General features: G+C 71.2%; 19 protein-coding genes, 2 tRNA genes and 1 pseudogene. 7 read left to right on the top strand and 15 right to left on the bottom strand.

All coding sequences use genetic code 11. The features are described from left to right. Nucleotides 1-403 precede the first annotated feature (403 nt). Nucleotides 404-862 (bottom strand): hypothetical protein, encoded by a 459-nt coding sequence (locus ACWD12_RS26175; protein ID WP_450101582.1) that lies wholly within the window; start codon nt 860-862, stop codon nt 404-406. A gap of 50 nt (nt 863-912) precedes the next feature. Here ACWD12_RS26175 and ACWD12_RS26170 point away from each other — a divergent pair. Further along, nucleotides 913-1,951, top strand: a pseudogene (locus ACWD12_RS26170) (site-specific integrase); the annotation flags it as partial. 87 nt (nt 1,952-2,038) lie between these two features. Here the strand turns inward: ACWD12_RS26170 and ACWD12_RS26165 are convergent. Both ACWD12_RS26165 and ACWD12_RS26160 read right to left on the bottom strand, forming a co-directional pair. Next, nucleotides 2,039-2,111 (bottom strand) — tRNA-Arg (locus ACWD12_RS26165). A 478-nt stretch (nt 2,112-2,589) separates the two neighbouring features. Beyond that, nucleotides 2,590-2,680, bottom strand: a tRNA-Ser gene (locus ACWD12_RS26160). Nucleotides 2,681-2,828: 148 nt separating this feature from the next. On the opposite strand from ACWD12_RS26160, the gene ACWD12_RS26155 reads away from it, so the two are divergent. Continuing rightward, nucleotides 2,829-6,692, top strand: coding sequence for a PAS domain-containing protein (locus tag ACWD12_RS26155; RefSeq protein ID WP_450101581.1), 3,864 nt, complete (start codon nt 2,829-2,831; stop codon nt 6,690-6,692). A gap of 217 nt (nt 6,693-6,909) precedes the next feature. Here the strand turns inward: ACWD12_RS26155 and ACWD12_RS26150 are convergent, their stop codons facing one another. Both ACWD12_RS26150 and ACWD12_RS26145 read right to left on the bottom strand, forming a co-directional pair. After that, nucleotides 6,910-8,559, bottom strand: coding sequence for a long-chain fatty acid--CoA ligase (locus ACWD12_RS26150; RefSeq protein ID WP_358351091.1), 1,650 nt, complete (start codon nt 8,557-8,559; stop codon nt 6,910-6,912). A gap of 108 nt (nt 8,560-8,667) precedes the next feature. Continuing rightward, complete coding sequence (locus ACWD12_RS26145) at nt 8,668-10,425, bottom strand: MDR family MFS transporter (protein WP_450101580.1); 1,758 nt, start codon at nt 10,423-10,425, stop codon at nt 8,668-8,670. A gap of 191 nt (nt 10,426-10,616) precedes the next feature. Here ACWD12_RS26145 and ACWD12_RS26140 point away from each other — a divergent pair, with 191 nt between their 5' ends. Beyond that, a complete protein-coding gene (locus ACWD12_RS26140; RefSeq protein WP_450101579.1) occupies nt 10,617-10,979 on the top strand; it encodes a hypothetical protein in 363 nt (120 codons plus the stop codon). Here ACWD12_RS26140 and ACWD12_RS26135 read toward each other — a convergent pair. The 6 genes from ACWD12_RS26135 to ACWD12_RS26110 all read right to left on the bottom strand — a co-directional run bounded on the left by ACWD12_RS26135 (nt 10,933) and on the right by ACWD12_RS26110 (nt 16,826). Then, complete coding sequence (locus ACWD12_RS26135) at nt 10,933-11,733, bottom strand: glycoside hydrolase domain-containing protein (protein WP_450101578.1); 801 nt, start codon at nt 11,731-11,733, stop codon at nt 10,933-10,935. The two genes, ACWD12_RS26140 and ACWD12_RS26135, sit on opposite strands and share 47 nt — an antisense overlap. A gap of 186 nt (nt 11,734-11,919) precedes the next feature. Beyond that, nucleotides 11,920-13,101, bottom strand: coding sequence for a lipid-transfer protein (locus tag ACWD12_RS26130; protein WP_358354983.1), 1,182 nt, complete (start codon nt 13,099-13,101; stop codon nt 11,920-11,922). Then, the gene (locus ACWD12_RS26125; RefSeq protein WP_358354982.1) at nt 13,098-13,523 is read right to left on the bottom strand and encodes a MaoC family dehydratase; all 426 of its coding nucleotides are present in this window, start codon (nt 13,521-13,523) and stop codon (nt 13,098-13,100) included. Before ACWD12_RS26125 ends, ACWD12_RS26130 begins: the two co-directional genes overlap by 4 nt. Beyond that, a complete protein-coding gene (locus tag ACWD12_RS26120) occupies nt 13,520-14,647 on the bottom strand; it encodes an acyl-CoA dehydrogenase family protein (protein WP_450101577.1) in 1,128 nt (375 codons plus the stop codon). The genes ACWD12_RS26125 and ACWD12_RS26120 overlap by 4 nt, the downstream gene beginning before the upstream one ends. 2 nt (nt 14,648-14,649) lie before the next feature. Further along, nucleotides 14,650-15,648, bottom strand: a complete 999-nt coding sequence (locus ACWD12_RS26115; protein WP_450101576.1) for a bifunctional MaoC family dehydratase N-terminal/OB-fold nucleic acid binding domain-containing protein — start codon at nt 15,646-15,648, stop codon at nt 14,650-14,652. After that, entirely contained in the window at nt 15,645-16,826 is a 1,182-nt protein-coding gene (locus ACWD12_RS26110; RefSeq protein WP_450101575.1) for an acyl-CoA dehydrogenase family protein, read from the bottom strand. Before ACWD12_RS26110 ends, ACWD12_RS26115 begins: the two co-directional genes overlap by 4 nt. A 144-nt stretch (nt 16,827-16,970) precedes the next feature. Between ACWD12_RS26110 and ACWD12_RS26105 the strand changes: the two genes are divergently transcribed. Further along, nucleotides 16,971-17,858, top strand: a complete 888-nt coding sequence (locus tag ACWD12_RS26105; protein WP_450101574.1) for a hypothetical protein — start codon at nt 16,971-16,973, stop codon at nt 17,856-17,858. Here the strand turns inward: ACWD12_RS26105 and ACWD12_RS26100 are convergent. Further along, nucleotides 17,844-18,497 carry a DUF4291 domain-containing protein gene (locus tag ACWD12_RS26100; protein ID WP_450101573.1) on the bottom strand — a complete coding sequence of 218 codons (654 nt, stop codon included), beginning with the start codon at nt 18,495-18,497 and terminating at the stop codon, nt 17,844-17,846. The two genes, ACWD12_RS26105 and ACWD12_RS26100, sit on opposite strands and share 15 nt — an antisense overlap. Nucleotides 18,498-18,864: 367 nt before the next feature. Here ACWD12_RS26100 and ACWD12_RS26095 point away from each other — a divergent pair, with 367 nt between their 5' ends. Beyond that, nucleotides 18,865-19,701, top strand: coding sequence for a phosphotransferase family protein (locus tag ACWD12_RS26095; RefSeq protein ID WP_450101572.1), 837 nt, complete (start codon nt 18,865-18,867; stop codon nt 19,699-19,701). A gap of 69 nt (nt 19,702-19,770) precedes the next feature. Here ACWD12_RS26095 and ACWD12_RS26090 read toward each other — a convergent pair whose 3' ends face one another. Further along, the gene (locus ACWD12_RS26090) at nt 19,771-21,210 is read right to left on the bottom strand and encodes a DUF2079 domain-containing protein (protein WP_450101571.1); all 1,440 of its coding nucleotides are present in this window, start codon (nt 21,208-21,210) and stop codon (nt 19,771-19,773) included. A 52-nt stretch (nt 21,211-21,262) separates the two neighbouring features. Next, nucleotides 21,263-22,081, bottom strand: a complete 819-nt coding sequence (locus ACWD12_RS26085; RefSeq protein ID WP_358354970.1) for a DUF1838 family protein — start codon at nt 22,079-22,081, stop codon at nt 21,263-21,265. 148 nt (nt 22,082-22,229) lie between these two features. On the opposite strand from ACWD12_RS26085, the gene ACWD12_RS26080 reads away from it, so the two are divergent. Both ACWD12_RS26080 and ACWD12_RS26075 read left to right on the top strand, forming a co-directional pair. Beyond that, nucleotides 22,230-23,750, top strand: a complete 1,521-nt coding sequence (locus ACWD12_RS26080) for a class I adenylate-forming enzyme family protein (protein WP_450101570.1) — start codon at nt 22,230-22,232, stop codon at nt 23,748-23,750. Nucleotides 23,751-23,834: 84 nt separating this feature from the next. Next, nucleotides 23,835-24,644 (top strand): cyclase family protein, encoded by an 810-nt coding sequence (locus tag ACWD12_RS26075; RefSeq protein ID WP_358354969.1) that lies wholly within the window; start codon nt 23,835-23,837, stop codon nt 24,642-24,644. Between the two features lie 19 nt (nt 24,645-24,663). Here ACWD12_RS26075 and ACWD12_RS26070 read toward each other — a convergent pair whose 3' ends face one another. Continuing rightward, nucleotides 24,664-25,872: a hypothetical protein gene (locus ACWD12_RS26070; protein WP_450101569.1), complete on the bottom strand. Its 1,209-nt coding sequence runs from the start codon at nt 25,870-25,872 to the stop codon at nt 24,664-24,666. Nucleotides 25,873-25,891: the final 19 nt, after the last annotated feature.

Below are 25,891 nucleotides of genomic sequence, written 5' to 3'. Positions count from 1 at the left end.
GTTTTTGTCGTCTTTGCGTTCCCTGGTGACCCCGGGGTACTGGGAGTACACCAGGATGCCCCCCGCCCCCCGGCCGGTGGGGGACCGCCGTGACCGGCGGCCACGCCGCACGCGCGGCGGTCCCCCACCGGCCGGGCGGTGGCGCGCCGCTTGCGGCGCGCTCTTGATCCACGAGAGATCAATTCGGCAGTTGATCTGTCCGGCACTGCATCACGCGTTGGTGAGTGGCACTCAGGCCGCGACCGGGGGCACCCAGGTCGGGAACGCTTGATCAGTGGCAGGCGTCGTCACGAACCGCGTAGGGGGGTCGGGGGAAGGACGGAACTTCCCCGGATCGGCCGGAGGTCGATCGGCGCGGTACGCGTCCACGGATCGTCACCTGGCGGGTCTGGGCTCCCACTGCTCAGGCAAGGCACCATGCGGCGGTGGCATCGTCCTTGTCCTTGCCGCGGGGCCAACGGGCGCCGTTCGGGTCGGAGTTTTCGGCGGCGCGGACTCGTGCGATGAGTTCGGCCGGCCCTTCGGTGCGGAAGACGTTCAGGGCGCCTGGCCAGTCGGTGAGGTCGAAACGGTCGACTGCTCGGGAGGCTCCGTCGGTTAGGGCTGACAGAGCCACGACATAGGAGCGGGGGACGCTTCCGGAGAGGGCCTGCGCAGCTGCGGCAGGATCGGCGGCGGCCACCCAGAACCCTTCGGGCTGATTGCGATGCGCGCGCAGGGCCTCGACGTACAACCGGTGCGCGGTGACGCGTTCGGGGGTGCCGTTGGGGATGGCGTCCATGGCGGCGCGGTACTTGTTGCCCACCTGGGCTTCGCGGTCGTCGGTGATGACCCGGATGCCGTCGTGTGTCTCGATGGCCAACGTGGAGTCGGCGAGTACGAGGTAGTCGAGGGCTTCACCGTTCGACGCCGACGGTTGAGTCGTACCTCTCTTACTGGCTCGCCGAGATCGTCAAGCCGGACCTCGCGCCGCTCACATACATCGCGTACGAGTGCTCGTCGCGCCTCTACATCACTCCGCACATCGGTAAGAAGAAGATCAACAGGCTTACGGTGCGGGACATTCGGACCTGGCTCAACACGCTGCGCGCGACGTGCCAGTGCTGTGCACAAGGAAAAGATGCGAAGCGTCCCGAAGAGCACCGGGGCCCACGACGTCGGCGGCGGTGCTGTGCGATCGGGCAGTGCTGCCGGCAGTACCCGTCCCAACGGACAATCCAGGCGGCGCGGGATGCGTTGCGCGCGGCGCTCACTCACGCGATCGCAGAAGAACTGATCTCAAAGAACGTGGCGGGGCTCGTCCCTGTGTCCAAGCCGCGCAAGCGGAAGTTCCGTCCGTGGACGGTGGATGACGCCAAGGCGTTCCTTGAGCACACGCGCAACGCTCGGGACTCGCTGTATGCCGCGTGGGTTCTTGTGCTCGTCCTCGGCCTGCGCCGCGGGGAAGTGCTCGGACTGACCTGGGACCTGGTCGACCTGGACGCCGGGGAAACTCACCCCCGAACGTCAGCTCCAGCGCGCCGGCGGCGAGTTGCTGCACCCGGAGACCAAGACGGAAAGCTCGGAAGCCACGCTCCCCCTGCCTGACATCTGCGTGACGGCGCTCAAGCTGCGGCGCGAGGAACAGCAGCGGGCCAGGGAACGCGCGGGCGAGTTGTGGCAGGACACGCGCGGCCTGGTGTTCACGACGCGGTACGGGACACCGATCGAGCCGGGCAACCTGACGCGGATGTTCCCGGCGCGGTGCACGAAGGCGGGCGTACGGCCGATCAAACTGCACGACACACGCCACACGTGTGGCTCACTCCTGGTCGCGCTCGGCGTGCATCCGCGCGTGATCATGGAGATCCTTCGGCACTCGCAGATCTCGGTGACGATGGAGGTGTACAGCCACGTGCCGAGTGAGGACACGCGGGCGGCGCTCAAGAAGCTAGGCGATCAACTCGGGTGAGCGTTGCTGTACTTCGCTGCTGTACGCGGGGGCATAACACGCAAGAGGCCCTCTCCCACGATCAGGGAGAGGGCCTCTGAGCTGCTGTGCGCTCGGCAGGATTCGAACCTGCAACCTTTTGATCCGTAGTCAAATGCTCTATCCGTTGAGCTACGAGCGCTGGTCGGTGAACCGAGAAGAACAATACAGGATCCGGCGCCGGGGCTGAAATCGATTGTGTGACTGGGGGCGGGAGGGGGAATTTGGGGCGGTTTGGGGGGAGGGAGGTCGACGGGGGTCGGAGTCTGCGGGAGGTGGGTCTGCGGGGGTGGTGTCGGGGTGCGGGTTGGGGGAGGGGTGTCTCGGGAGTGGGCGAGGGGGGTGGGTGAGGGCGGGGGGTGGAGTTGGGGTGGGGGTCGAGTGGGGGGTCGGGTGTTCGCTGAGAGCGAAAAGGGGGGTTTGGTCTGGGTGGGGCGAAGGTGGGGGTTGTGCGGCATAGATCACATGGCGGGAGGGGCGGAGGGGCGAAGCGGATGGAGGGGGATGGTCGGGGCAAAAGGGATTGCCCGGGTGCTGGGGGTGGCCGGGTGGTTACGGAGGGGTCCGGGGCGGGGACGCAGAACGGCCCGTCCGGTTGGACCGGACGGGCCGTTGAAGTGCGGAGGCTCCGGGATTTGAACCCGGGATGGGGTTGGTTACCCAAACCGCATTAGCAGTGCGGCGCCATAGACCAGACTAGGCGAAGCCTCCATCGGTGTATCCCGACGGCGGATAGATTACCCGCCCGGTCAACGCTGGGGCAAAAAGAATGCGATAGTCGGTCGTGACATGCCTCCGGGGGGACGGGCAGGATGGGCCGTCGGCACAGTCCAGGGGACGTTGAGGAGGTACGCGCTTCGTGAGCAGCAGGCCATCCCGAGGCGCTGCTCGCCTCGCCGCCATACTCGACGCCCTGCCTGACGCGCTCCTGCTGGTGAACCGCAACGGCACGGTGGTCAACGCGAATGCGATGGCGCTGGAGGCGTTGGAGGCCCCGGGCACGCCGATCGTGGGGCGGGGACTGCTGGACCTGCTGCCGACGTTCGACCGCAGCCGCATTCCGGGGTCCGTACGTGCCATGGACACGTCGGAGACGCGGACGAAGCCCACCCGGATGACCGCGCGGCGTACCGACGGCTCGCTGATGCCGGTCGAGGTGACGAGCGCGAACCTGCCGGGGGCCTACGACGACGAACTGCTCATGATCGTGGTGCGTGATCTGAGTGGTTCGGTGGACGTCGAGTCGGAGTTGCAGCGGCAGCAGCGGCAGACCGAGATGATTCTGCGGGCCGCGTCCGAGGGCATCGTCGGGATCGACGCCGAGGGTTCCATTGTGCTGGTCAACCCCGCGGCGGCGCGCATACTGCGGCACCGGGCGAGCGATCTGGGCGGCAAGTCGCTGCACGAGCTGCTGCAGCCGAAGAAGGCCGACGGCACGCCGATGCCCGCGGACGAGTGCCCCGCGCTGGTGACCCTGAAGACCGGCCGCAAGCAGCGGCTGCGGGACCAGGTCCTGTGGCGCGGCGACGGCGAGGCCGTCCCGGTCGAGATGACGACGGCACCGATTCTGCTGGGCGAGGCCGTGGTCGGTGCGGTGATGACGTTCACCGACACGTCGCGCGAACGGACGCTGGCCGAGCACCGCGAGCAGTTGGCGGAGCTGCTGGACGCCGAGTTGCTGGTACGGATCGAGGCGTCCCGCGCGCGCCTGAAGGCCCTGGCCGACGGCAGCATCGGCGAGCTGGGGCCGAGCGCGCGCCGCGTGGTACGCCAAGTCGCGGGCGAACTCGAGGAGATGGTCGGCCTCACCGGCGAGGTGCTGGAGCACCAGCGCGGGGAGACGAAGGACGGTGTCGAGCGCACCGCCGCGACCGTCGACGATCTGCTCGACCGCGCGCTGGAGACGGTGACCTACCCGGCACGCGCCGCAGGCGTCGAGTTCACGGTGACGGCCGCGGCCGTCGGCGTGCAGGTCGATGTCGACGCGATGACGCGGGCGTTGGGCCACCTGATCGCGGACACCGTCGGCGCCGGCCCCAAGGGCTCGACGGTCGTCGTCGCGGCGGCGGAGCGCGACGGCATGGCGCGCATCGAGGTACGCGGCCCCGCAAGCCGCGGCAGCTCGGTCCATGTGCCGCTGGCCCGTTCGGTGATCGAGGCGCACGGCGGCACGGTCGAGTCACATGCGGTGGAGGGGCGCGGCAGCACGTACGTGGTCAAACTCCCGGCCGACGACGAGGCCGCCGCAAAGGCACGTCCGCAGGATGCCGCGGAGGAGGGCAAGGACGTACGCGCCCGTGCCCGCAAGCGCGCCCGGACCTCACCTGCCGTACGCCCCGGCACCGCCGCGGCCAAGCCCGGCGCCAAGCCCGAGCAGGACGCGGCGCGGAAGCCGGGGTCCGGTGACGGCGCCGACGAGCGGCCCAGGACCGGCGAGAGCACCGAGGCGGCGGACAAGAACACCCCCGCGAGTGGCGACAGTTCGGCACCTCGGCTGCCGGCCGCCCGCGGCGACAACGCAGGCGACAACTCCGGCGGAGAAGACGGCGCCGGAGACGGCGGCGGGAACGGCAACGGGAACACGGGCGGCAACGCAACAGGCCGCGGAAACGGCAACGGCCACGGACTCGAGCCTGCCAACCCGGCAGGTCCGCCCACGCCGGCCACCCCGTCCCTCCCCCCCGCCCCCTCGAAGCCGATCGCGCTCCCGGCCGGTGAGTCGACGCCGCCTCCCGGGACGGCGCCGAGCGTTCCGCTGGTGCCCGCGTCCGGCGGACGCCGCGCGACCCATCGTGCGCTGCCGTCCGCCGACAGCGCCGCCGAGGGCCCGGGCGCCACGAGCGCCGGGCCGAGCGGCGGAACGGGTACGCAGCCCACAAGTCCCAGGCACGGCGCGACAAGTCACCGCGCGGAAGCCGGCACCGCGGAACCCGGTGTCGCGGAGGCGGGGACGGAATCCGAGGACGCCGGAACCGGCGTACCGGCGAAGGTCAACGGGCGTCACACGCCGCACATGGCACGCGCGCGGCACCAGATGTCGACGCCTCCCGCGGCGATACCGTCGCAGTCGCGCACGGGCGCCCCCGGCGCCGGAAGCCGCTCCACGAGCGTGCAGGACCGGCCCGACCCGGGCGAGCAGCCCGACCTCGCCCCGACCGAACTCCTGGACATGCCCGGCCTCCCGCAGGCCCCCGGCGCGGAGGCGGACGCCCCCACGGCCTTGATGCCGCACATACCGTTCGCTCCCGCCGACCCCTCGGCGACGCCGAACGTGCCGGCTCCCCCGGTGATCCCCCCGATGCCGCCGACTCCGCCGCCCACGCCGGGCGCCGCAGATGCCGGTACGGGCAGCACCGCTGCCCCCGAAGCCCCCGCCCCCGACGCGGCACCGCGCGCACCTTTCACGGGTCGCCGCCGCCGTGCCCTGGCCCCCGCACAGCAGCCGGAGGGCCTGCCCGGCCACGAACAGCCGCCGGGGGCCGAGCCCGAGGACCGCGGAGACGGCCGGACGAGCGGACCGTACGCGCTGCCGCCCGCCTACGGCGACTCCGCCCCGCACGCCTACGCGCCCCCGCACGACGGCCAAGGCGCGCCCATGCCGTTCCCCGGCACGGGCGCCGGCACGGGCACAGGCACCTCCAACGGCGGCGACGCCCTGCCCGCCGTGGAACTTCCGCAACGCACCCCGGGGGCCGCGCCCCACCCGGGCACCGTCCGCGAACCGACGCACCCGGGCCAGCCCGGGCAGCCGACCCAGCCGGGCCAGCACGACCAACCCGGTCAACACGCGCAATCCGCACAGGCCGCGCACCAAGCCCTGCAAGCCGCAGCGGCCCAACTCGCCCCCGCGCCCCCCGCTCCACCGAACCAGCAACCGCAGCAACCACAGCAGCTGCAACCACAGCAGCAACCCCCGTACCTCCCCGCGGGCTACGACGTCGACACTCCCCCGCCCGGCGAACTCGCCGCCGTGGACCCGAACTACCCGCCGATGGTCGCCCCGACCGCCGACGGCCGTCCCCGCAGGCTCCTGGTCTGGCCCTCCCCCGACGGCCCCACGTCGAGCGCGCTCACTGCCCGCGGCTGGGACCCGGTCCTGGTGCGGTCCCGCGAAGAGGTCGACGCAAACGCCACGGCGCACCCGGCGGCGCTGTTCGTGGACCCGCTGACCGGTCCGATCACGCGTACCGCCCTGCAGTCCCTGCGCACCGCCGCGACCGCCGCGCACATCCCGGTGCTCGTGACCGCCGGGCTCATGCAGGCCACGCGCGACGCCGCGTTCGGCGCCGATCCGGCCGTGCTGCTGCGCTCGCTCGCCCCGGCCGACAGTGCGGCCCACGCCTCGCGCGTCCTGCTCGTCGAGGCCAACCACGACATCGCCACCGCGTTCACCGGTTCGCTGGTACGTCGCGGCATGGACGTCGTGCACGTCACCTCGGAGAGCGAGGCGGTGTCGAAGGCCTCCAGCGTCGAGCCGAACCTCGTGGTTCTCGACCTCATGCTGGTACGTCGGCGCCGCCTCGGCATCGTCGACTGGCTGCGCAACAACCAGCGCCTGCACTCGACTCCGATCGTCGTCTACACGACGGTCGACATCGCGCCGGAGGACCTGCCGCGCCTGCAGACCGGCGAGACGGTGCTGTTCCTGGCCGAGCGCTCGACGCGCGACGACGTCCAGCAGCGCGTGGTCGACCTGCTCGGCAAGATCGCCTCGCTCGTCTGACCGGCCGGATTTCGCCGGAACTCGCCGCAACTCGCCGGAACTCGTCCAAGCAGCGCAAGCGCGGAAGCAGCAGAAGCCGCGAAAGCCAGCGAAAGAACCGATCCAGCCGCACAAACCCGTGGTCCCGACGCCAACTCGGCGCCGGGACCACGGTTTTCGTCTCACCACCCCCGATCAGGGGCTCCGCCTTCCGAGCGGGCTACGCCTTCCGGGCGGGCTACGCCAGCTTCACGACGTCGAGTTCGTCGTCCCCGTACTGACGCCGGATGACCTTCTTGTCGAACTTGCCGACGCTCGTCTTGGGAACGGACTCGACAAGGCTCCAGCGTTCCGGGACCTGCCAGCGGGCGACGCGGCCGGCCATGAACTCCTTGAGCTCCTCCAGCCCGGTCTCGGCTCCGGCACGCAACACGACGGTGGCCAGCGGGCGTTCGCCCCACTTGTCGTCGGGTACGCCGACCACCGCCGCCTCGGCCACGTCGGGGTGCGCCATCAGGTGGTTCTCCAGGTCGACCGACGAGATCCACTCGCCGCCGGACTTGATGACGTCCTTGGAGCGGTCGGTCAGCGTGAGGTAGCCGTCGGCCGAGAGCGTGCCGACGTCGCCGGTACGCAGCCAGCCGTCGTGGAAGCGGTCGCCCTCGACGGAGTCCGAGCCGGTCTCGCCGCTGATGTAGCCGCCGGCGATCCAGGGGCCGCGTACCTCCAACTCGCCCACGGACTTGCCGTCGTGCGGCATCAGCGAGCCGTCGGGGCCGACCAGCCGGCCCTGCACCGAGGCGGGGAGCCGACCCTGCGTGACGCGGTACGGCATCTCCGCCTCGCCCGTCACCCCGGCCGGCGCCCGGGCCACGGTGCCGAGCGGGGAGGTCTCCGTCATGCCCCAGGCGTGGATGATGCGCAGCCCGTGCCGCTCCTCGAACGCCTCCATCAGCGCGGGCGGGCAGGCCGAGCCGCCGACGATGACCTCGCGCAGCGAGGAGACGTCCTGGTGCGTCTCGTCGAGGTGGTTGAGCAGCGCGGTCCAGATGGTCGGGACGGCCGCGGCCATGGTCGGCTTCTCGGCGACGATCATCTCGGCGAGCGGTTCGGCCTGGAGAAAACGATCCGGCATGAGGATCGACGCGCCGGAGAGCATCGCGGCGTACGGCAGCCCCCACGCGTTGACGTGGAACATCGGCACGACCGGCAGCACCAGGTCGCCGGAGCCGAGCCCGAACCCCTCGACCATGCAGATCTGCATGCTGTGCAGGTACGTCGAACGGTGGCTGTAGGCAACGCCCTTCGGGTTCCCCGTCGTTCCGCTCGTGTAACACATGGCCGCGGCGGTCCGCTCGTCGATCTCCTCGTCCCAGTCGAACTCCGTGGGCTGACCGGCGAGGAGGTCCTCGTAGCGGTGGATCGTCTTGCCGTGGTCGCCGTCCAGCGGCGAGAGGTCCACGTCGCCGGTGACGACCACGTGCTCGATCGTCTTGAGCGCGGGCAGCGCGGGCGCGAAGAGCGGTACGAGGCTGCCGTCGACGACGAGCACCTTGTCGTCGGCGTGATTGGCGATGTAGATCAGCTGGTCGCCGGGCAGGCGCAGGTTGAGGGTGTGGAGCACGGCGCCCATGGACGGCACCGCGAGGTAGCACTCCAGGTGCTCCTGGTTGTTCCACAGGAAGGTCGCGACCCGCTGGTCGCCGGTGATGCCGAGGCCGCGCAGTGCGTGGGCGAGCTGTGCGGCGCGGCGGCCGACCTCGGCGTACGACGCGCGCCGCGGCTCCGCCCCGGTCCAGGTCACCACCTGGGAGGCGCCATGCACTGTTGTGCCGTGCCGCATGATCCTCGCGATCGTGAGCGGCACGTCCTGCATCGTGCTCAGCATTTACGAGACCTCCTGGTGGTCTGCGGCCGTGGGGGGCCAGGCAGCGCCGCGCTGCCTACCGACGGGTACGCCGATTACCAGGATTGTGCTGCCCGGAACCGCTTGTTGTCAGCCCCGAGCGCCGGCCCGTTCCGAGACAGGTCCCGCGAGATCGGCCGCGGCCGGATCTGACGATCCGTCAGGCTCCGCATCCGCGGCGTCACCGCCGCGCTCACCGCCACGCTCGCCCCCGCGGTCGCCCCCGCGGTCGCCCCCGCAGTCGCCTCCGCCGCGCGGGCCGTCGTCCGCCCCGACCTCCTCCTTGGCGTTCCGTCCGCCGCGCAGCGCGACCTCGCGGATCGCCAGGACGGCGAGGAAGCCGAGCAGCGTGACCGGGGCCGCGGTGAGGAAGACGGTGTGCAGGCCGTCGGTGAAGCCGTCCAGCACCACGCCGCGCAGCGGCGCGTCCAGGTCGTGGATGGCGGACGGGCTGCCCAGCAAGTGGCCCATGTCCGTGCCGGGCGGGGGGGTGACGTGGCGTTCCGCCATCAGTTCGGGGATCCCGGAGCTGAGCCGCGAGCTCAGGATGGCCCCGAGCACGCCGACGCCGACCGCGCCGCCCATCGAGCGGAAGAAGGACGCCGACGACGTCGCGGTGCCGATGTCGTCCGGGTCCACGTCGTTCTGGATCGCCAGCACGAGCACCTGCGACGACAGTCCCAGGCCCACGCCGAGGACGAGCATGTAGACGCCGGCGAGTGCGAGCGGCGTACCGACCTTGAGGTTGGCCAGCAGGAAGAGGCCCAGCGAAATCATCGGCAGGCCGATCAGCGGGAACGCCTTCCAGCGCCCGTACCGGGTGATGAGCCGTCCGGACAGGATGGACGCGCCGAGCATGCCGATCACCATGGGCAGCGTCATCAGGCCCGACCGCGTGGGGCTCATGCCGCGCACGATCTGGAGGTACTGCGGCAGGTAGATCATCGCGCCGAACATCGCGAAGCCGACGAAGAACGACCCGGTGCCGGCGAGCCGGAAGGTCCGGCTGCGGAACAGGTGCGGCGGCAGGATCGGCTGCTTCGCCCGGCGCTCCTGCCACGCCGCGCCGAGGCCGAGCACGACGGTCAAGGCAGCCAGCGTGTACGTCGTACCGGAGTTCCACGCCCACTTCTGCCCGCCGAGCGACAGCGCCAGCAGGACCGAGGTGATCGCGCCGGTGATCAGCGCGGCGCCGAGGTAGTCGACGTGCGCCTCGCGGCGGACGTGCGGCAGCTTGAGGACCCGCTCGACCATCACCAGCGCGGCGACCGCGAACGGGATGCCGACGTAGAAGGTCCAGCGCCAGCCGAGCGCCTCGGAGCCGACCAGGAAGCCGCCGATGAGCGGGCCGGCGACGGTCGCGACGCCGAAGGCCGAGCCGATCCAGCCGGAGTAGCGGCCGCGGGTACGCGGGGTCGTGACGTCCGCCATGATCGCCTGGGTGAGCGCCGTGATGCCGCCGACGCCGATGCCCTGGGCGGCGCGCGCCGCGATCAACTGGCCCATGCTCTGCGACAGCCCGGCGAGCGCCGAGGACACCGCGAAGAGGATGAGCGCGATGCGGAACAGGCGCTTGCGGCCGTACAGGTCGGACAGCTTGCCCCAGAGCGGGGTCGACGCGGTGGTGGTGAGCAGGCCCGCGCTCGCGACCCAGGCGAGTTGGTCCTGTCCCCCGAGGTCGCCGACGATCGTGGGCAGCGCGGTGCTGATGACCGTGCCGGATATGCAGGCCACGAAGAGGGAGACGAGCAGAACGCTCATCACCTTCATGATCTGACGGTGCGTGAACTCCCCGTCGGCGCCCGGCTCCGATCTGCCTGACGCCGTGTCACTCGCAATCGTCGACATCGCACTCCACCATCCACCATTGTTTCGTGCAACTAAAGATAGCGGCGTTAGTTGCGGCAAGCAACAGAGTTGACGGTCACCCGCGCCGGTGTGACGCGAGTCGCGCGATGCAAGTCCCCAAAAGCCCTACGTACGGGTGAAATCAGGAGCTTGTTCCACCATTCGGCCTAACCCCCGATGACAATCAGGCCATGTACGCGCCCTTCACCCCCAGGCCGTTCGACGTGATCCTCCCGGACGCCCTCGGCCACCCCGCGCTCGGCTTCCGCGACGGCAGGTGGTTCCGCGTCGGGGCCGACCAGCCGCCGCACCCCGTCGCGGCCCGCGCCGCCATCCTCGGCAACCCCGACGCCGCGGGCCCGATCGTGCAGATCATGTGCTGGTGGATGCGCGAGCACCCGCGCGAGGGGCACGCCGTCGACCTGGCCACCGAACTTGCCCTGCTGGTCGGCGAGATGAGCCGCGAGATGTCCCGGGGTGCCTCGCGGGGCACGACGGTGCGCGAACTCAGAGCACCCCGACCGGCCCTGCCAGCGCGTTCCGGTCGATATTGAGGGTCTGGCCGCCGTACGTCTCCTTGACGTTCCCCGCGTGCTGCTTGACCCGGCGCCCGGGCCACAGGTGGTCGGGAATGGCGCCGTCCCCACTGGTCACCGCCTTGTCGTCCCAGCGCGCGTACCAGACCGCGTCCGGCATCGACCGGGTCCCGGCGAACTCCACGAGATCGGCGATGCCCGAACTCAGGCTGCTGTAGTACCCCGGGACAAAGCCGCGGGCCCGCACCCGGTCGCTCCACGCCGACACGAAGTTGAGCACGTCACGCCGGCAGTCGGCGTTGCGGTTGTCGTAGTGCTCCATGTCGAGGTAGACGGCGCTGCCCTTCCTGAAGCCGACCGCGGCCGCCCGGTCGACGGCGTCGTCCGCCTCCGCGCCGCCCATGTCCCAACTGCGCGCGGGGTCGATGCGCTGCACCTTCCCGGAGGTCGTGCACGAGGCCTGCGAGCCGACGTACAGCGGCAGGAACTCCCAGCCCTGCGCCCGCACCTGGCGCACCCAGTCGCGCGTCAGCCCCTTGTTGGCACAGCCGCGGTTCACGCCGCCGACATAGATGCCGACCGCCTTGTACGGCGAGGCCCGCCACGCCTTCATCGTCGAGACCTTGGGCGCCTCGCAGGTGTCGAACCCGGCGCCGGTGACGGTGCGCATGCCGCGCGGCGCCGCGCCCCGGGCGTCGGCGACGGGGACCGCGAGCGCCATCAGGACCGCCGTGAGCAGGACGGACGTCCCCGCCCGGTGAATGCGGCGCACGGCCGCCTCCCTTCTCGTACACAGGTCTCGGTCGTTCAACGCTGCGTACGAGAAGGGCGACAATCAGAACAAATGCCCCGTGACGCGCGGCAGGACCACGCGTTCGGCGTAGCCCCGAAGCCCGTTGCGGCCCCGGGGCCCCACGCGACACCGAGCGATGACCAGGCCGGAACTCCGGCCCGAAGTTCAGGCCTGGCCCAGGATCAGACCCGAGGTCGGCACTCCCGTCCCCGCCGTCACGAGCACGTTGTGCACGTCGTCGACCTGGTTCACCGAGGTCCCGCGGATCTGCCGGACCCCCTCGGCGATGCCGTTCATGCCGTGCAGGTACGCCTCGCCGAGCTGGCCGCCGTGCGTGTTGGTCGGCAGCTTGCCGCCCTTCAGCAGGTTGTTGTCGGCCACGAAGCCCGGCGCCTCGCCGCGCCCGCAGAAGCCGAACTCCTCCAGCTGCATGAGCACGAACGGCGTGAAGTGGTCGTACAGCACCGCCGTCTGGATGTCGTCCGGCGTGAGCCCCGACGTCTGCCACAGCTGCTTCGCGACCACCTGCATCTCCGCGAGACCGGTCATCTCGTCGCGGTAGAAGCTGGTCATCATCTCCTGGTTGCGGCCCGCGCCCTGCGCCGCCGCGTTGATGATCGCCGGCTTCTGCTTCAGGTCCTTCGCGCGCTCGGCGCTCACGATCACCAGCGCCTGGCCGCCGTCGGTCTCCTGGCAGCAGTCCAGCAGGCCGAGCGGCTCGACGATGCGCCGCGCGTTCTGGTGGTCCTCCATGGTGATCGGCTTGCCGTGGAAGTACGCCGCCGGGTTGTTCGCGGCGTGCTGCCGGTCGGCGATCGCGACGTGGCCGAACGCCTCGGTGCTCGCGCCGTACACGTGCAGGTAGCGCTGCGCGAACATGGCCACCCACGACGCGGGGGTGAGCAGGCCGTACGGCATGTTCCACCCGATCGCGACACCCTCCGCGCTCGGCTCGCGCTCCAGCACACCCGAGCCGAACCGGCGTCCCGAGCGCTCGTTGAACGCCCGGTAGCAGACCACGACGTCGGCGAGCCCGGTGGCCACCGCCATCGCCGCGTGCGTGACCGTGCCGCACGCCGCGCCGCCGCCGAAGTGCACGCGGCTGAAGAACGTCAGGTCCCCGATCCCGCACGCCTGCGCGACCGAGATCTCCGGGTTGGTGTCCATGGTGAAGGTCACCAGGCCGTCGACCTCGGACGGCGCGATGCCGGCGTCGTCGAGCGCGGCACCTACCGCCTCGGCGGCCAGGCGCAGTTCGCTACGGCCGGAGTCCTTGGAGAACTCGGTCGCGCCGATGCCCGCGATCGCGGTCTTGCCCTTGAGGGAGTCCGCATGCTTGAGACTCACTTCTCGCCTCCCGGAAGCGCGACGGTGACGGTCCCCGTCACGTGGTTGCCGAGCTTGTTCGCCCCGACGACCGCCACCTCGACGAGGCCGTCGGCCTTCGCGGTGACCTTGCCGGTCAGCGTCATCGTGTCGCCCGGGTAGTTCGGAGCGCCGAGGCGGATGGCGACCTTGCGCAGCTCGGTCTCCGGACCGCCCCAGTCGGTGACCAGCCGGCCCACGAGGCCGTTGCTGGTCAGGATGTTCATGAAGATGTCCGGCGAGCCCTTGTCCTGCGCGAGGCCCGGGTCGTGGTGCACGTCCTGGTAGTCGCGCGTGGCGATCGCGGTCGCCGTGATCAGCGTGCGGGTGAGAGGGACCACCAGCTCGGGGAGCTCGTCGCCGACGTTGACGTCGGCGTACGTGAGGCTCTTCGTGTCGGTCATGCCCCTGCTCCCTTCGCACTGCCCCGCGCGAAAAGCGCGCCGAGGGCCGCGAGCTGCTGGATGCCGCTGCCGAGGGTCACGTCGATCTGACGGCCCCACAGGAAGTGGCGGTGGATCGGGTGGTCGATGTCGGAGCCCATGCCGCCGTGCAGGTGCTGGCACGCGTGGACGGCGCGCTTGCCGCCCTCCGAGGCCCACCAGCGGGCGACGAGCGCCTGTTCGGTCGCGGCCTCGCCCTGGTCCATGAGCCAGGCCGCCTCCAGGGTGGTGACGCGGATGGCCTCGGTGTCCATGTAGGACTCCGCGGCGCGCATCATGACGCCCTGCTTGGTGGACAGCGGCTTGCCGAACTGCTCGCGCGTCGTGACGTACTCGACGGTCCGGGTGAGCGCCTGGGCGCACACGCCGACCTGGAGCGCCGCGAGCGCGACCCGCGCCCGGTCGACGATCCACGCCGCGACGTCCTCGCCCTCGGCGACGCCGCCGACCGGCACGCCGCGCGCACCGGTGAGCGTGACGTGTCCGGACGCCCACGGCGCGGTCGTCGGCGCCGCCTCGACGGCGACCCCGTCCGCGGCCGTGTCGACGACGAACACCGCGGTACGCCCGCCCGCGTTCGCCGTCACCAGCACGCTGTGCGCGACCTGCGCCCACGGCACCGAGCGCTTGACGCCGTCGAGGACGTACGCGTCGCCCTCCTGACGCGCCGTCACCTTCGGCTTGCCGGGCAGCCCGGCACCGGCCTCGGCGATGGCGCCCGCGACGATGCGGGAGCCGTCGAGCAGCCCGGGCAGCTCGGCCTCGATGCGCTCGGCCGAGCCGAATCGGAGGAGCGGCAGGACGCCGTACGCCAGCGTGTCCAGCAGCGGCACCTGCGCCGTGAAGCGGCCCTGCTGCTCCAGCAGCAGCGCGAGGCCGACGATGCCCAGGCCTCCGCCGTCGTGCTTCTCGTCGATGACCGCGCCCATGAGCCCGGCCTCGGCCACGTCGCGCCACAGGTCGGCGTCGAACTCCAGGCCCGCGGCCTTGAGCTGCTTCATGCGGTCGTGCGTGGACCGGGCGGCGAAGATGTCGCCGGCGAGCCCGGCCAGGGCCTGCTGGTCCTCGGAGAGGTTGAAGTCCATGGTCAGGCCTCCTGCTCGACCGGGCGGAAGGCCGGCACCTTGAGGTCGGCGTCGTGCTGCACGAACTCCAGCTGCACGCGCATGCCGATGCGCACCTCGTCGTGCGGGATGCCCTCGATGTTGGACAGAGTGCGCACGCCCTCGTCGAGTTCGACGAGCGCGACCGCGTAGGGCATGTCGAACGCCGCGAACTTCGGGTAGTGCATCGTGACGTGCGAGTAGATCGTGCCGCCGCCGGCCGCCTCGATCGTGTCCCATTCCAGGGACGCGCACTTGTTGCAGCCCGGACCGAACGGCAGGCGCAGCGTCTGGCAGTTGGTGCAGCGCTGGATGAGGAGCTTGCCCTCGTCGATGCCGTCCCAGAAGGCCTGGTTGTCGCGGTTGACGACGCGGCGCGGGCGCGGCGGGCGCTTCGCCTCCTTGGCCTTCTTCTTGTGCGGCGTGTAGCGCAGGATGCGGAAGCGGTGGGTGCCGACCAGCTCCCGTTCGTCGCCGTCGCGCACGAAGAGGTTCATCAGCGTGGTGATGAAGTGGCCGGTGCCCAGGCCGGTGGTCTTCTCCTCCGACACCGTCTCGATGAGCTGGTCGAACTCGACGACCTCGCCCAGCCGCAGCGGGCGGACGTACTCCTGCTCGCAGTTGGTGGCCACGACGGAGCCGAAGCCGGCCTCGACCACGAGGTCGTACAGCTTCTGCACGGGGCTGTCCGGGTTGGCGACCGCGGGCTGGAGGCCGCGCATCGTCCACACCTGGAGCATGGTCGCGGGGGCGACGATGCCGCCGAAGTGGGTGTCCTTGGCGAAGTCCGCGTCCGTGTACACGGGGTTGGTGTCGCCCATGGTCTCGGCCCAGTGCCGGATCATCGGCCCGTTCACCGGGTCGAGCGCGACGACGCCCGACTCCGAGTGGACGCCTTCGAACTCCTTGAGGCGCGCGAGGAGCGCCGCCTTGGCCTCGCCGTCTGCCGCCTCGGCCGTGTTGGCCGCTGTGTTGACCGTCACCGCTTCACCTTCGTCATCCCGAGCCGCACCATGGCGACGATCTCGCGCTGGACCTCACTGACGCCGCCACCGAACGTGTTGATCTGCGCCCGGCGGTTCATCGCCTCCAGGTGGCCGCCGCTGAACGCGCCCGGCGCCTTGGGGCGCAGCAGGGCGTCCGGACCGACGATCTCCATGAGGTTCCGGTACACCTCGATGGCGCCCTCGGTACCGAAGAACTTGACCCCGGAGGCGTCACCGGCGTTGAGGGTGTTGTTGCCGACGTCGTGCACGAGGCGCCAGCTGAACATGCGCACCGCGGACAGGCGCGCGTACGTCTCCGCCAGCTTCAGCTGCACCCACGGCTGGTCGATGACCCGTACGCCGTCCTCGACCTCGGTCTCCCGCGCCCACTCCAGGACCTCGTCGAAGAAGTCCTCGGCCTGCATGCCGAGTGCGGCCAGGGCCACCCGCTCGTGGTTGAGCTGGTTGGTGATGAGGTTCCAGCCGCGGTTCTCCTCGTACACGAGGTTCGAGTACGGCACGCGGATGTTGTCGTAGTACGTCGCCGTCGTCGCCATGCCGCCGACCGTCACGATCGGGGTCCAGGAGAAGCCGGGGTCGTTGGTCGGCACCAGGATCATCGTGATGCCCTTGTGCTTGGGCGCCTCGGTGTCGGTGCGGCAGGCGAGCCAGATCCAGTCCGCGCCCTGCGCGGTGCTGGTGAAGATCTTCTGGCCGTTGATCACCCACTCGTCGCCCTCGCGGACCGCCTTGGTCTGCAACGACGCGAGGTCGGTGCCGGCGGACGGCTCGCTGTAGCCGATGGCGAAGATGATCTCGCCGGACACGATCTTCGGCAGGAAGTACTTCTTCTGCTCCTCGCTGCCGTACTTGATCAGCGTGGGGCCGACGGTGTTGAGCGTCACCATCGATACGGGCGCCCCGGCGCGGTACGCCTCGTCGAAGAAGATGAACTGCATCTCCGGGCCCTTGCCCTGGCCGCCGTACTCGACCGGCCAGCCGATGCCCAGCCAGCCGTCCGAGCCCAGCTGCCGCCGGACCCGCTGCGTCGTCTCGCCGCCCGCCTCCCCCTCTGCTTCGAGGGCTGCCCGGACGTCCGGGGTGATCACGCGGGCGAAGTACTCCCGCAGCTCGGCGCGCAGGGCTTCCTGCGCGGGTGTTGGGGCGAGATGCACGTCATCGGCTCCTATTACGCAGGTACTTGGCAGAGTCGAATTTCTCCCATACGAAAGAGCTTGTCAATATCAAGCATCTTGGGACGCCGAGACGGCCGCCGTCTCGGACTGCGGGTGAGCGTATGGCGGCTTAGCGTGGTTTGTATGGATACCGATCGGCCGTACGAGCCGCCGGACCCCGGGGCGTCCGCGACTCCGGAGCCCCCGCACGCCCCACCGCCCACTCCGCCGCCCGGCCAGACGCCCGGCCAGGCCCCCGGTCAGCCGCCGGTGGCGCCCTCGTCGTCCGGGCCGGCCCCGGGGCAGGCACCCGTCCCGCCGCCGCCCCCGCCCGGCGGCACGGGCTCGACCGCCGCCGGCCCCGCCGGCCCCGGAGCGGCCCCACCACCGCCGCCCGGACCTGCCGGGCCGCCCGCCGCGGCGTACGCGAAGCCCGGCCGTGCCTTCAACCTGGCCGAGGACTGGCCCGCGCTCGCGGTGATGCTCAGCGGCATGGTCGCGGTCGGGATGATGTTCCCGGACTGGTCGATCAGCAAGCTGTTCCGGCAGGAACAAGGGGTCAACGGCTTCAACCGCGACCTGCTGCCCGCCGCGCCGATCATGCTGGTGATCCTGTTGGCCGCCGTCGTGGTGATCGCCGGCTACTCGCTGCTGGTCCACCGGCCGAGGCTCCTGGTCCTTGCCGCGGTGCCCGCCTTCACGGCGCTGATGGTGATCATCGTGATGATGACCACGCTCAGCGAGATCGGGGACAGCATCCTCGGCTCGATCCCCGGCGGCTCGTTCGAGCTCGGCGTCGGGGCCTATCTGTGCCTCGTCTTCACCCTCATCGCGCTGTGCCTGAGCCTGTTCCCGCTCATGGCGATGCTCCGGCAGCCGGTCGTCCCGGCCGCCCCGCCCAGACCGCCGGCGCCGCACACACCGCAGGGACCGCAGACGCCGCACACCGAGAGCGAGTGGAGCGCGTCCGGGCCGGCGACTCCGTCCGCGGCGCCGCAGCGCCCCGGCGACGAGTCGTCACGCGACCGGTGACGCGCCGATCGTGGCGGTGAGGTCGGGGGTCAGCGCGTACGGCCGCTCGTCGGGCAGCAGCGCCGACGCCGCCGCGAGGTCGCCGGACCTGACCAGGTCGTGCATCTCGTGCGCCAGCGGGGTGACGTCGCGGACCGAGACCAGCCACTCGTCGGCGTAGGCCCGCGTCGCCCAGCCGGCCAGGCCGAGTTGGAGCGACCGGTGGGCCAGCGGCCGCAGGTGGAGGTCGCGCTCGGGGTCCCACTGCACGCGCACGGTGGTGGCGTGCAGCCGTCGGCCCCATGTGTCGCGGTCCGGGTAGACCTTCCGGTCGAAGTGGCTCAGGCACGCCCCGGCGAGCGCGGCCTCGAAGCCCTCGCGGGTGATCTCCAGGGCGAGCACGTGCTCCTGGAGCTTCTTCGCGGCCCAGCCGCAGCGGTACATCATCCACAGGAAGCTGGGCTTGACCCAGGTCATCCGCTCCCGGCTCCAGGTGTCCGGAAACCGGCCCTCGCGCGCCGCGAAGGACGCGATCTGCGGCTTGTACGCCTGATACACCGTCACCGTCTCGGCGGTGTGCAGGGCGCGGATTCGGCGGTTCGTCGGGGCGTCGTCCGCGGTGGTCCCGCGGTCCGCCGTGGTCTCCTCATTGCTCTTCATGTCCCGGGCAGTGTGCCGGGGACGCCGCCACCCCGACCACGGAATTACCGCACGAACGCATGATTCAGGCCGCGCGCCCTTGTTGTGCGCCCCTCGCACCGGCCATGCTCGATGCTCCGGGACACGACCGGTCCGGAGCACGACCACGCAGCGCGGGGGTGGGAACCGTGCCCGATTCATGTCCGCCGCACGACTGGGTCGACTGGAGCGGCAAGAAGCGGTGCCGCCTGTGCGGGGCCACCATGCAACCGCTGCGGCCCGCGCCCCCGCCACCCGGCGGCGACGACCGCGACACAACGTCGGGCAGGGGAGGTGCCGGCGGCTCGCGCTGGCGCAGACGGAGCAGTGGCCGCCCAGGCGGCCGGCGATGACACTCCGGGTCCCTCCGCCCCCGCCGGGATTCCAGACCGCGCCGCGCATCCCGTGGCCGGATCTGCACCCCGAGGTTCGCGCGTGCGTCGAGGAGACCGTCGGGGCCGTGGGCGACTCGGCCACCGTATGGGCCGGGTACAGCTGCGACTTCGCCTCCGCGCTCGGCACCTCGTCGGGGAGCTTCTTCGTCAAGGGGGTGCGCCACGGGCATCCGGCGGTCGCGCAACAGTACGTCGAGGCCACCGTGGCGCCGTACGTCACCGAGTTGTCGCCACGTCTGCTGCGGCACATAAGCACGTGCGGCTGGGACGTCCTGGTGTTCGAGTACGTCGAGGCGCGGCACGCCGACCTGTCCCCCGGCTCGGCCGATCTGCCGTGCGTGGCCGACGCGTTGCGGCGCCTGACCACGCTCCCGCCGCCGGACGGAGACGTACCGCTCGAACGGGTCTCCGACCGCTGGGCCGACTACCTCGACGCGACCGCGCTGCGGCTGCTCGACGGCGAGAGCCTGCTGCACACCGACCTGAATCCGCACAACCTGCTGTCCTGCGGCAAGCGGGCGTACGTCGTCGACTGGGCCACCGCCGCGCGCGGGCCCGCGTGGCTGGATGTCGCCCACGCCGTGCTGCGGCTCATGGAACACGGCCACACCGCGGCGGACGCGGAGGCGTGGGCGCGCCAGGTGCCGTGCTGGTCCGAGGTGTCCGCGGCCGAGATCGACGCGCTCGTCACCGCGCACGTCCGCGCGTGGTGGGCACTCGCCGAGCCGGACGACGCCCGGCGCTGCTCGGCCCGCCTGATCGCGCTCGGCGGTGTCAACCGCGCCCGATAAAGCCGAACAACGCCGGGCGGCGCCGGACAACGCCGACGCCGCCCACGTGCGACCGGATCACGCGCCCGCTCAGGGCATGTGCTTGAGGATCACGAACTTGTTCGCGAAGACGATCTCGTAGACCGCGCCGCCGTGCCGGTCGGCGGCCTCCTGCACCAACCGGTCGCGGGACTCCTGGTCCCACACCTCCGGTTCGCCGACCGCGATGTAGTCCGGCACCACGCCGCCGGTCGCGCCGATCCAGAACACCTGGGCGCGCGACGGAAGCTGCGAGATGAGCCCGAGGTCGGTCTCGACCGTGGACCCCTCGGCGACCTTGGCGACGGCCGCGTTGGCGGCGGGCAGCCGAGGCGGTGTCTTGTACTCCTCGGGCTCGATGAGCCGCGACGCCGGCAGGAAGGCGCACAGTGCGAGCGACGCGCCCGCAACGGCGGCGGGCAGGTTGCGCGCGTACGTCCGCAGCCACGGCCGCGGCGAGTCCCCCGCCCGTTTGATGCCGTCCACCAGCGCGACGAAGACGATCGGCATCAGCACCGCGTTGTAGTGCCAGTCCTGGCCCCAGTGGTTCGGGGTGTCGGAAAGCAGCCGCCACGCGAGCGTCGGAGCCGCGATGACCGCGACCGGCGAGCGCAGCGCGAGGAAGCCGGCCGCGCCGAACACCCACAGCAGTGTCTTGACCTTGACGAACGGCCACACCAGGTCCTTGGGGAAGCCCCCGAAGATCCCGAAGAGCGAACCGCCGCCCGCGCTCTTGCCCTGGTCGTACACGCCGTCCGGATTCAACGCCGGAATGAGGACGTACACGGTCAGCGCCATCGCCGCGGCACCCGCGACCATCATCACCGCGCCCAGGCGCCACTGCCGCTGGGTCAGCAGGTAGATGCCGACCGCCCCGACCGTCAGCGCGAGGTCCTCCTTGACCAGCAGCAGCGGAAGGCACCACAGGATCGCGGCGAGCCAGCGCCGCAGCAGCAGCTTCTCCAGCGTGAAGGCGATGAGCGGGACCGCGAAGGCGATCTCGTGGAAGTCGAACTCGACGGCCCGCTGGATCCCCCAGGACAGGCCGTACGCCACACCGACCGCGACACCGCGCGCCTCGCCGAGGACCCGGATGGCGATACGCGTCACGGGGACGACCGAGACCGCGAACAGCAGGGCCTGGGCGAGCAGCAGCGTCACCGGCGACGGGAAGACCCGATACAGCGGTGCGAGCGTCGCGAGGATCGGGCTGAAGTGGTCGCCGAGCTGGTTCATGCCCGGCTGCCGCACGTCCACGATCGGGGCGCCGAAGTGCGCGTACCCCTTGACCGCCTGCTCGAAGATCGCAAGGTCCCACGACGGGTTCTCGACCTTGCGGAAGCGGAGCAGCGATATCAGCGTGTAAGCGCCGAAGAACATGGTCGCCAAGAGGTACGGCACCGGCTGGACGATGATGTCCCGAGGCGGGCGGGACGTGTCGGTCTCGCGCTGCCTCGGGATGGTCAGGGTTCCGATCCGCAACTGCTGCACACACGTTTGTCTCTTACGAGGGCGGCACTTGTCCACTTGGCCCGGATGACTGTTACCCGCCGGACGCGTTTCGCCTGCGGAAATAGGTCCAGCTCGTCTCGTTGGGCGCGGACCACTCCTCAGGGGACCGGGCGAAGGCCGGGTTCTGCGCCGCGACGTACTTGCGCAGGTGCTCAGGCAGGTGGTCGTAGCCGCCCAGCTTGGTGCCGTGGCAGTGGAAGACGAGCCCGCCGGGCCGGTCGCCCATGCGCATCCACGGCAGCCACGGCGACAGCCGCGTCCAGGAGAAGTGGCACGGGACCGAGGGCAGGTCGGGGCGGTCCAGGTCGGTCCTGCGCGCGAAGAACTGGAACAGCTCGGCCGCGCGGTAGACGTCGTCCGCGGAGTTCTCCGGGTACTGCGCGACCGGCAGCGGCGACGGGTACGCCAGCAGGATGTCCTGGCCCCACATGACGTCGTCGCCGAGCTCGGTCACCAGGGCCCGCCACGGCCCGCGCGGTCCGTCGAGCAGGAAGTCCATGTTCACCGGGTCGTTCCAGATGTGCAGCACTTCGCAGTCGTCGCCGGTGACCGGGTTGGCCCAGCCCTCCAGGATCTCGCCGGTGCGCGGGTCCTGGTAGAACGCCGCCTCGCGGGCCAGGAAGCGGTGGCCGCCCTCGACCGCCACGGTCCGCCCGACGTTGAAGCCCTCGAAGCGGAACAGGTGCCGGAAGTTCTCGCCGGGAGCCTGGGCGTGCACGTTGCCCGTCCACCACACGACGGTGTCCTCGGGCCCGAGGCTCGCTCTGGCGCGCACGAACGCGCGCAGGTTCTCGGCCGGTTCGGCGAGGTCGGGCCGGGTCGCTTCGGGTTCTTCGCGGTCGTGCGGCACAGGGCACCTCCGTGCGATCGGCGTACCTGCGAAGCGTAGTCGGCCGTTGTGCGCCGCTGTGCGCCATTGCGCGGCTTTGCGGAACGGTGTTTCCATTCATCTCGGGAGCACGAACAGGGCATGGCGAACGCCTCGGGAGGCGACCGCAATGACGCTGTACGGCGGTGGGGCCGCGCTCAACATGGCGAACGGCGTACGCGAGTTCGCCCGTTCCGGACCGGACCGCCCCGCGGTGCTCGACGGAGACCGGACCCTGACGTACCGCGCCCTGGACGACCGCGCGAACCGCCTAGCGTGCGCGCTGCTCGACTGCGGCCTCGCACCCGGCGACCCCGTGGCCGTACTGCTGCCGAACTGCCTGGAGTTCCCCGAGGTGGCGACCGGCCTCGCGCGGGCGGGTCTGCCGATGGTGCCGCTCAACCCCCGGCAGACCGCGCCGGAAAGCGACTGGATCGTCCGCCACTCCGGGGCGCGGGCGCTGATCCTGGACGACGCGCTGGCCGACGTCGTGGCCGGCGTGCCGGTCGAGTTCGTCCTGTCGATGCGCGGCACGTCGACGGGACCGGACTACGAGAGCGCGCTGCGCACCGCCCGCGCGGTCGACCCGCACGTGCCGGTCGGCGACCTGGACGTGTTCGGGATCCAGTACACCTCGGGAACGACCGGGAACCCCAGGGGAGTTCTGATCACCCACCGGAGCCGGGTGCTCCAGGCGTACCTGGCCGCGCTCGAATGGGGGCTCGGCTCGGGGCGTACCAGCGTCGCGGTGGCACCGATGTACCACGGCGCGGGCCTCCTGTTCGGCTACGCCCCCGTCCTGACCGGCGGCACGGTGGCCATGCTGCCGCGCTGGGACCCCGAGCGGCTGCTCGCAACCGTCGAACAGGTCGGCGCGCAATCGGTGTTCCTGGTGCCCACCCACGCGCAGACCATCCGTGCGCTCGGCGAGGACGCACTCGCCCGACACGACCTCGGCACGCTGGACACGCTCTACTTCAACGCGGCTGCGCTGCCCGTCGCGCTCAAGCGGTGGGTGATGGCGGCCTTCCCGCGCTGCGGCGTGCACGAGCTGTACGGCTCCACCGAGGCCGGCGTCGTCACCAACCTCCGCCCGCGGCACGCGGCCGACAAGTGGGGGTCCGTCGGCCACCCCTGGTACATGACCGAGGTTCGGCTCGTCGACGACGCGGGCCGCCCGGTCGGACCGGGCGAGCCGGGCGAGCTGTTCAGCCGCTCGCCGTTCCTGATGAAGGGCTACCTGGGCGACGCCGCGGCCACCGCCGCGTGCACCACCGAGGACGGGTTCCTGACCTGCGGCGACGTGGCGGTCGCCGACGAGGAGGGCTTCCTGTCCATCGTCGACCGCAAGAAGGACGTGATCATCTCGGGCGGCGTCAACATCTACCCCCGGGAGATCGAGGAGGCGGTCGCCTGCCACGCCTCGGTCCTGGAGGCGGCGGTGACCGGCGCGCCCGACGAGACGTGGGGTGAGCGGGTCGTCGCGTACATCGTCCTGCGCCCTGGCACCACGCTGGACGCGGCGGAACTCGACGCGTTCCTGCGGCCGCGCATCGCAAGGCACAAGCTGCCGCGCGAGATCCGCCTGATCGACGCTCTACCGCGCAACGCGGCCGGCAAGGTCCTCAAGCGCGCATTGCACACGTGCTGAGCCCCCGTGCGGGCCCCGTTGCCGGTACGGTCGGTCTCGCTCTCGGGGGAAATAGGTCGGGGACGGCATGTCGAGGGAGAGCGCATGGCGTACATCGACGGGTACCGCTTGGCCGCGTCGCGCGTCCTGGACCTCGCACAGCCGATGCGGAAGGGCATGCCGCAGTCGGCGAACCACCCGCCCTTCCGCATGGCGCTGGAGCGCAGGCACGGCGACTACGTCCGCACGGACGGAGGCTCGGCGGCGAACGAGGTCATCGTCACCGGCGGCCACGTCGGCACGCACGTGGACGCGCTGGGCCACGTCTCGCAGGACGGCCTCGTCCACGGCGGACTGGCCGCCGCCGACGTCCAGAACCACCAAGGGCTGTCGGCGCTGGGCATCGACACCTTCCCGCCCTACGTCGGCCGCGCGGTCGTCCTCGACATCCCGCGCCTGTACGGCGTCCAGATCCTGCCGCCGGGCTACGAGATCACCGCCGACGACCTGTCGCGCGCCGAAGGCCTGGCGGGCTCAGATGTACGCCCCGGGCAGGCCGTCCTCATCGGCACCGGCTGGTCGCGGCTGTGGGACCAGTACGACGTCTTCACCGGCATGCGCGAGGGCGTACCCGGCCCGGGCGCGGACGCGGCCCGCTGGCTCGCGTCCCGCCGCGTGCGCGTGGTCGGCGGCGAGACCCTGGCCTTCGAACGCATCGGCCCGGGACTGGGCCACAGCACCCTGCCCGTGCACCGCATCCTGCTGGTCGAGTCCGGCATCAACATCGTCGAGACGATGCGCCTGCACGAACTCCTCGACACCGGCCTGGGCGAGTGCCTCCTGATCCTCGCCCCACTCCCCATCGTCGGCGCAACAGGAGCCCCGGTACGCCCCCTGGCCATCGTGCCCCAGTAGCCGGCGCCCGACCCGCGCCCTACTCGTACGCGACCACGGTCGCTCCCCGGCCCTCGTTGGAAGGCCCGTTGACGTCGCAGATCTTCACCGGAGCCGCGTTGGGGGTGTCCAGGTCCAGCCGGTAGAGGGCCGGCACGGAGGACGTACTGCCGTTCCCGGACAGGAACACCACGCTCTTGCCGTCCGGCGAAAGCATCGCGCCCTGACTGGTACGGGAGTTGGCCGGCAGCAGGTCCTCCACCGCCGTCACGGCGTCGAAGTCGTCCGAGAACGTGATCTGCACCAGCCGGGTGTCGGTGGCGCAGACGTGGACGGTGTCGCTGCGCCAGAAGCGCGGCATGCAGCCGTCGGGGACGTCGCCGCTCCCGGGCAGCACGGTTTCGTTGTGATAGCCGGGTTGGCCGGCCTTGCCGGCGACTTCGGGGTCCTCGCCCGGCAGGGACACCCGGAGGTCGGAGACGTCGTCCCAGTTGGCCGCCGCGGTCGCCGAGGGGTTGACCGACGTGGCGCTCACCTGCACTCCGTTGCCACCCAGGGGTGTCCACAGCTTGTCGCCGCCGAAGACGAACCCGGGGTACCGCTGCTCGGTCGTGGCGGCCTCGACCGCGGTACCCGGGTCGGTGCCCGCCTCCCGGGAGACGATCCGCCCACCTCCCTTGGGCTGGTACCAGAGGGTGTTGGTGCCGGGCTTGAACAGCGGCTCGATGTCGTTCGGCGCGTCGCTGAACGCGTCCTGGTCCGGCGGCGGTCCGGCGGCTTTGCCGGTACGCAGGTCGAAGGCGTCGGCCTGGCTTCCTCCCCCGAAGCCGGGTGCGGTGCCGGCGACCAGCGTGTAGTCCGCGTTGAAGAGCTGGCGAACCTGCTGCTGCGAGCGGCGTATCGAGCTGGACTTGCAGAGGTGTTCGGGTCGGCCGCCGGCCGGGCTGAAGGCAAGCTGCCGCTGCTCGACGACCCGGCCCGTGCTGAGCGAGTACGACGCGATCGACGCCACGGCCCCGTCAACCTCGGTCCGGCACCAGATGAGTGTCACCGTGCCGCGGCCGAACAGCTGCCCGGCACCGGGCGCCGACGGGGCCGACCCGCTCCGGTCTCCCGGGTCGGCCGGGGCGACCGGTCCGACGCCCGGCAGTGCGCCACCGCCGTCGCTGCACCCGGTGAGCATGATCGCCACCGCGGCAAGTGCGCCCGATATACCGCGACTCAGCAATTTCACAATGACCCCCGTCATGATCAGCCTCACCGCGGAG

It is taken from the genome of Streptodolium elevatio, assembly GCF_053592165.1.
This window is presented reverse-complemented; position numbering and strand designations above follow the sequence as displayed.

What these genes read in the sequence shown, in the direction of transcription:
- ACWD12_RS26150 (WP_358351091.1), bottom strand. Translation starts at nt 8,559, where the DNA reads ATGCTGAGCACGATGCAGGACGTGCCGCTCACGATCGCGAGGATCATG.
- ACWD12_RS26145 (WP_450101580.1), bottom strand. Translation starts at nt 10,425, where the DNA reads ATGTCGACGATTGCGAGTGACACGGCGTCAGGCAGATCGGAGCCGGGC.
- ACWD12_RS26140 (WP_450101579.1), top strand. Translation starts at nt 10,617, where the DNA reads ATGTACGCGCCCTTCACCCCCAGGCCGTTCGACGTGATCCTCCCGGAC.
- ACWD12_RS26125 (WP_358354982.1), bottom strand. Translation starts at nt 13,523, where the DNA reads ATGACCGACACGAAGAGCCTCACGTACGCCGACGTCAACGTCGGCGAC.
- ACWD12_RS26120 (WP_450101577.1), bottom strand. Translation starts at nt 14,647, where the DNA reads ATGGACTTCAACCTCTCCGAGGACCAGCAGGCCCTGGCCGGGCTCGCC.
- ACWD12_RS26105 (WP_450101574.1), top strand. Translation starts at nt 16,971, where the DNA reads ATGGATACCGATCGGCCGTACGAGCCGCCGGACCCCGGGGCGTCCGCG.
- ACWD12_RS26100 (WP_450101573.1), bottom strand. Translation starts at nt 18,497, where the DNA reads ATGAAGAGCAATGAGGAGACCACGGCGGACCGCGGGACCACCGCGGAC.
- ACWD12_RS26095 (WP_450101572.1), top strand. Translation starts at nt 18,865, where the DNA reads ATGACACTCCGGGTCCCTCCGCCCCCGCCGGGATTCCAGACCGCGCCG.
- ACWD12_RS26080 (WP_450101570.1), top strand. Translation starts at nt 22,230, where the DNA reads ATGACGCTGTACGGCGGTGGGGCCGCGCTCAACATGGCGAACGGCGTA.
- ACWD12_RS26075 (WP_358354969.1), top strand. Translation starts at nt 23,835, where the DNA reads ATGGCGTACATCGACGGGTACCGCTTGGCCGCGTCGCGCGTCCTGGAC.
- ACWD12_RS26070 (WP_450101569.1), bottom strand. Translation starts at nt 25,872, where the DNA reads ATGACGGGGGTCATTGTGAAATTGCTGAGTCGCGGTATATCGGGCGCA.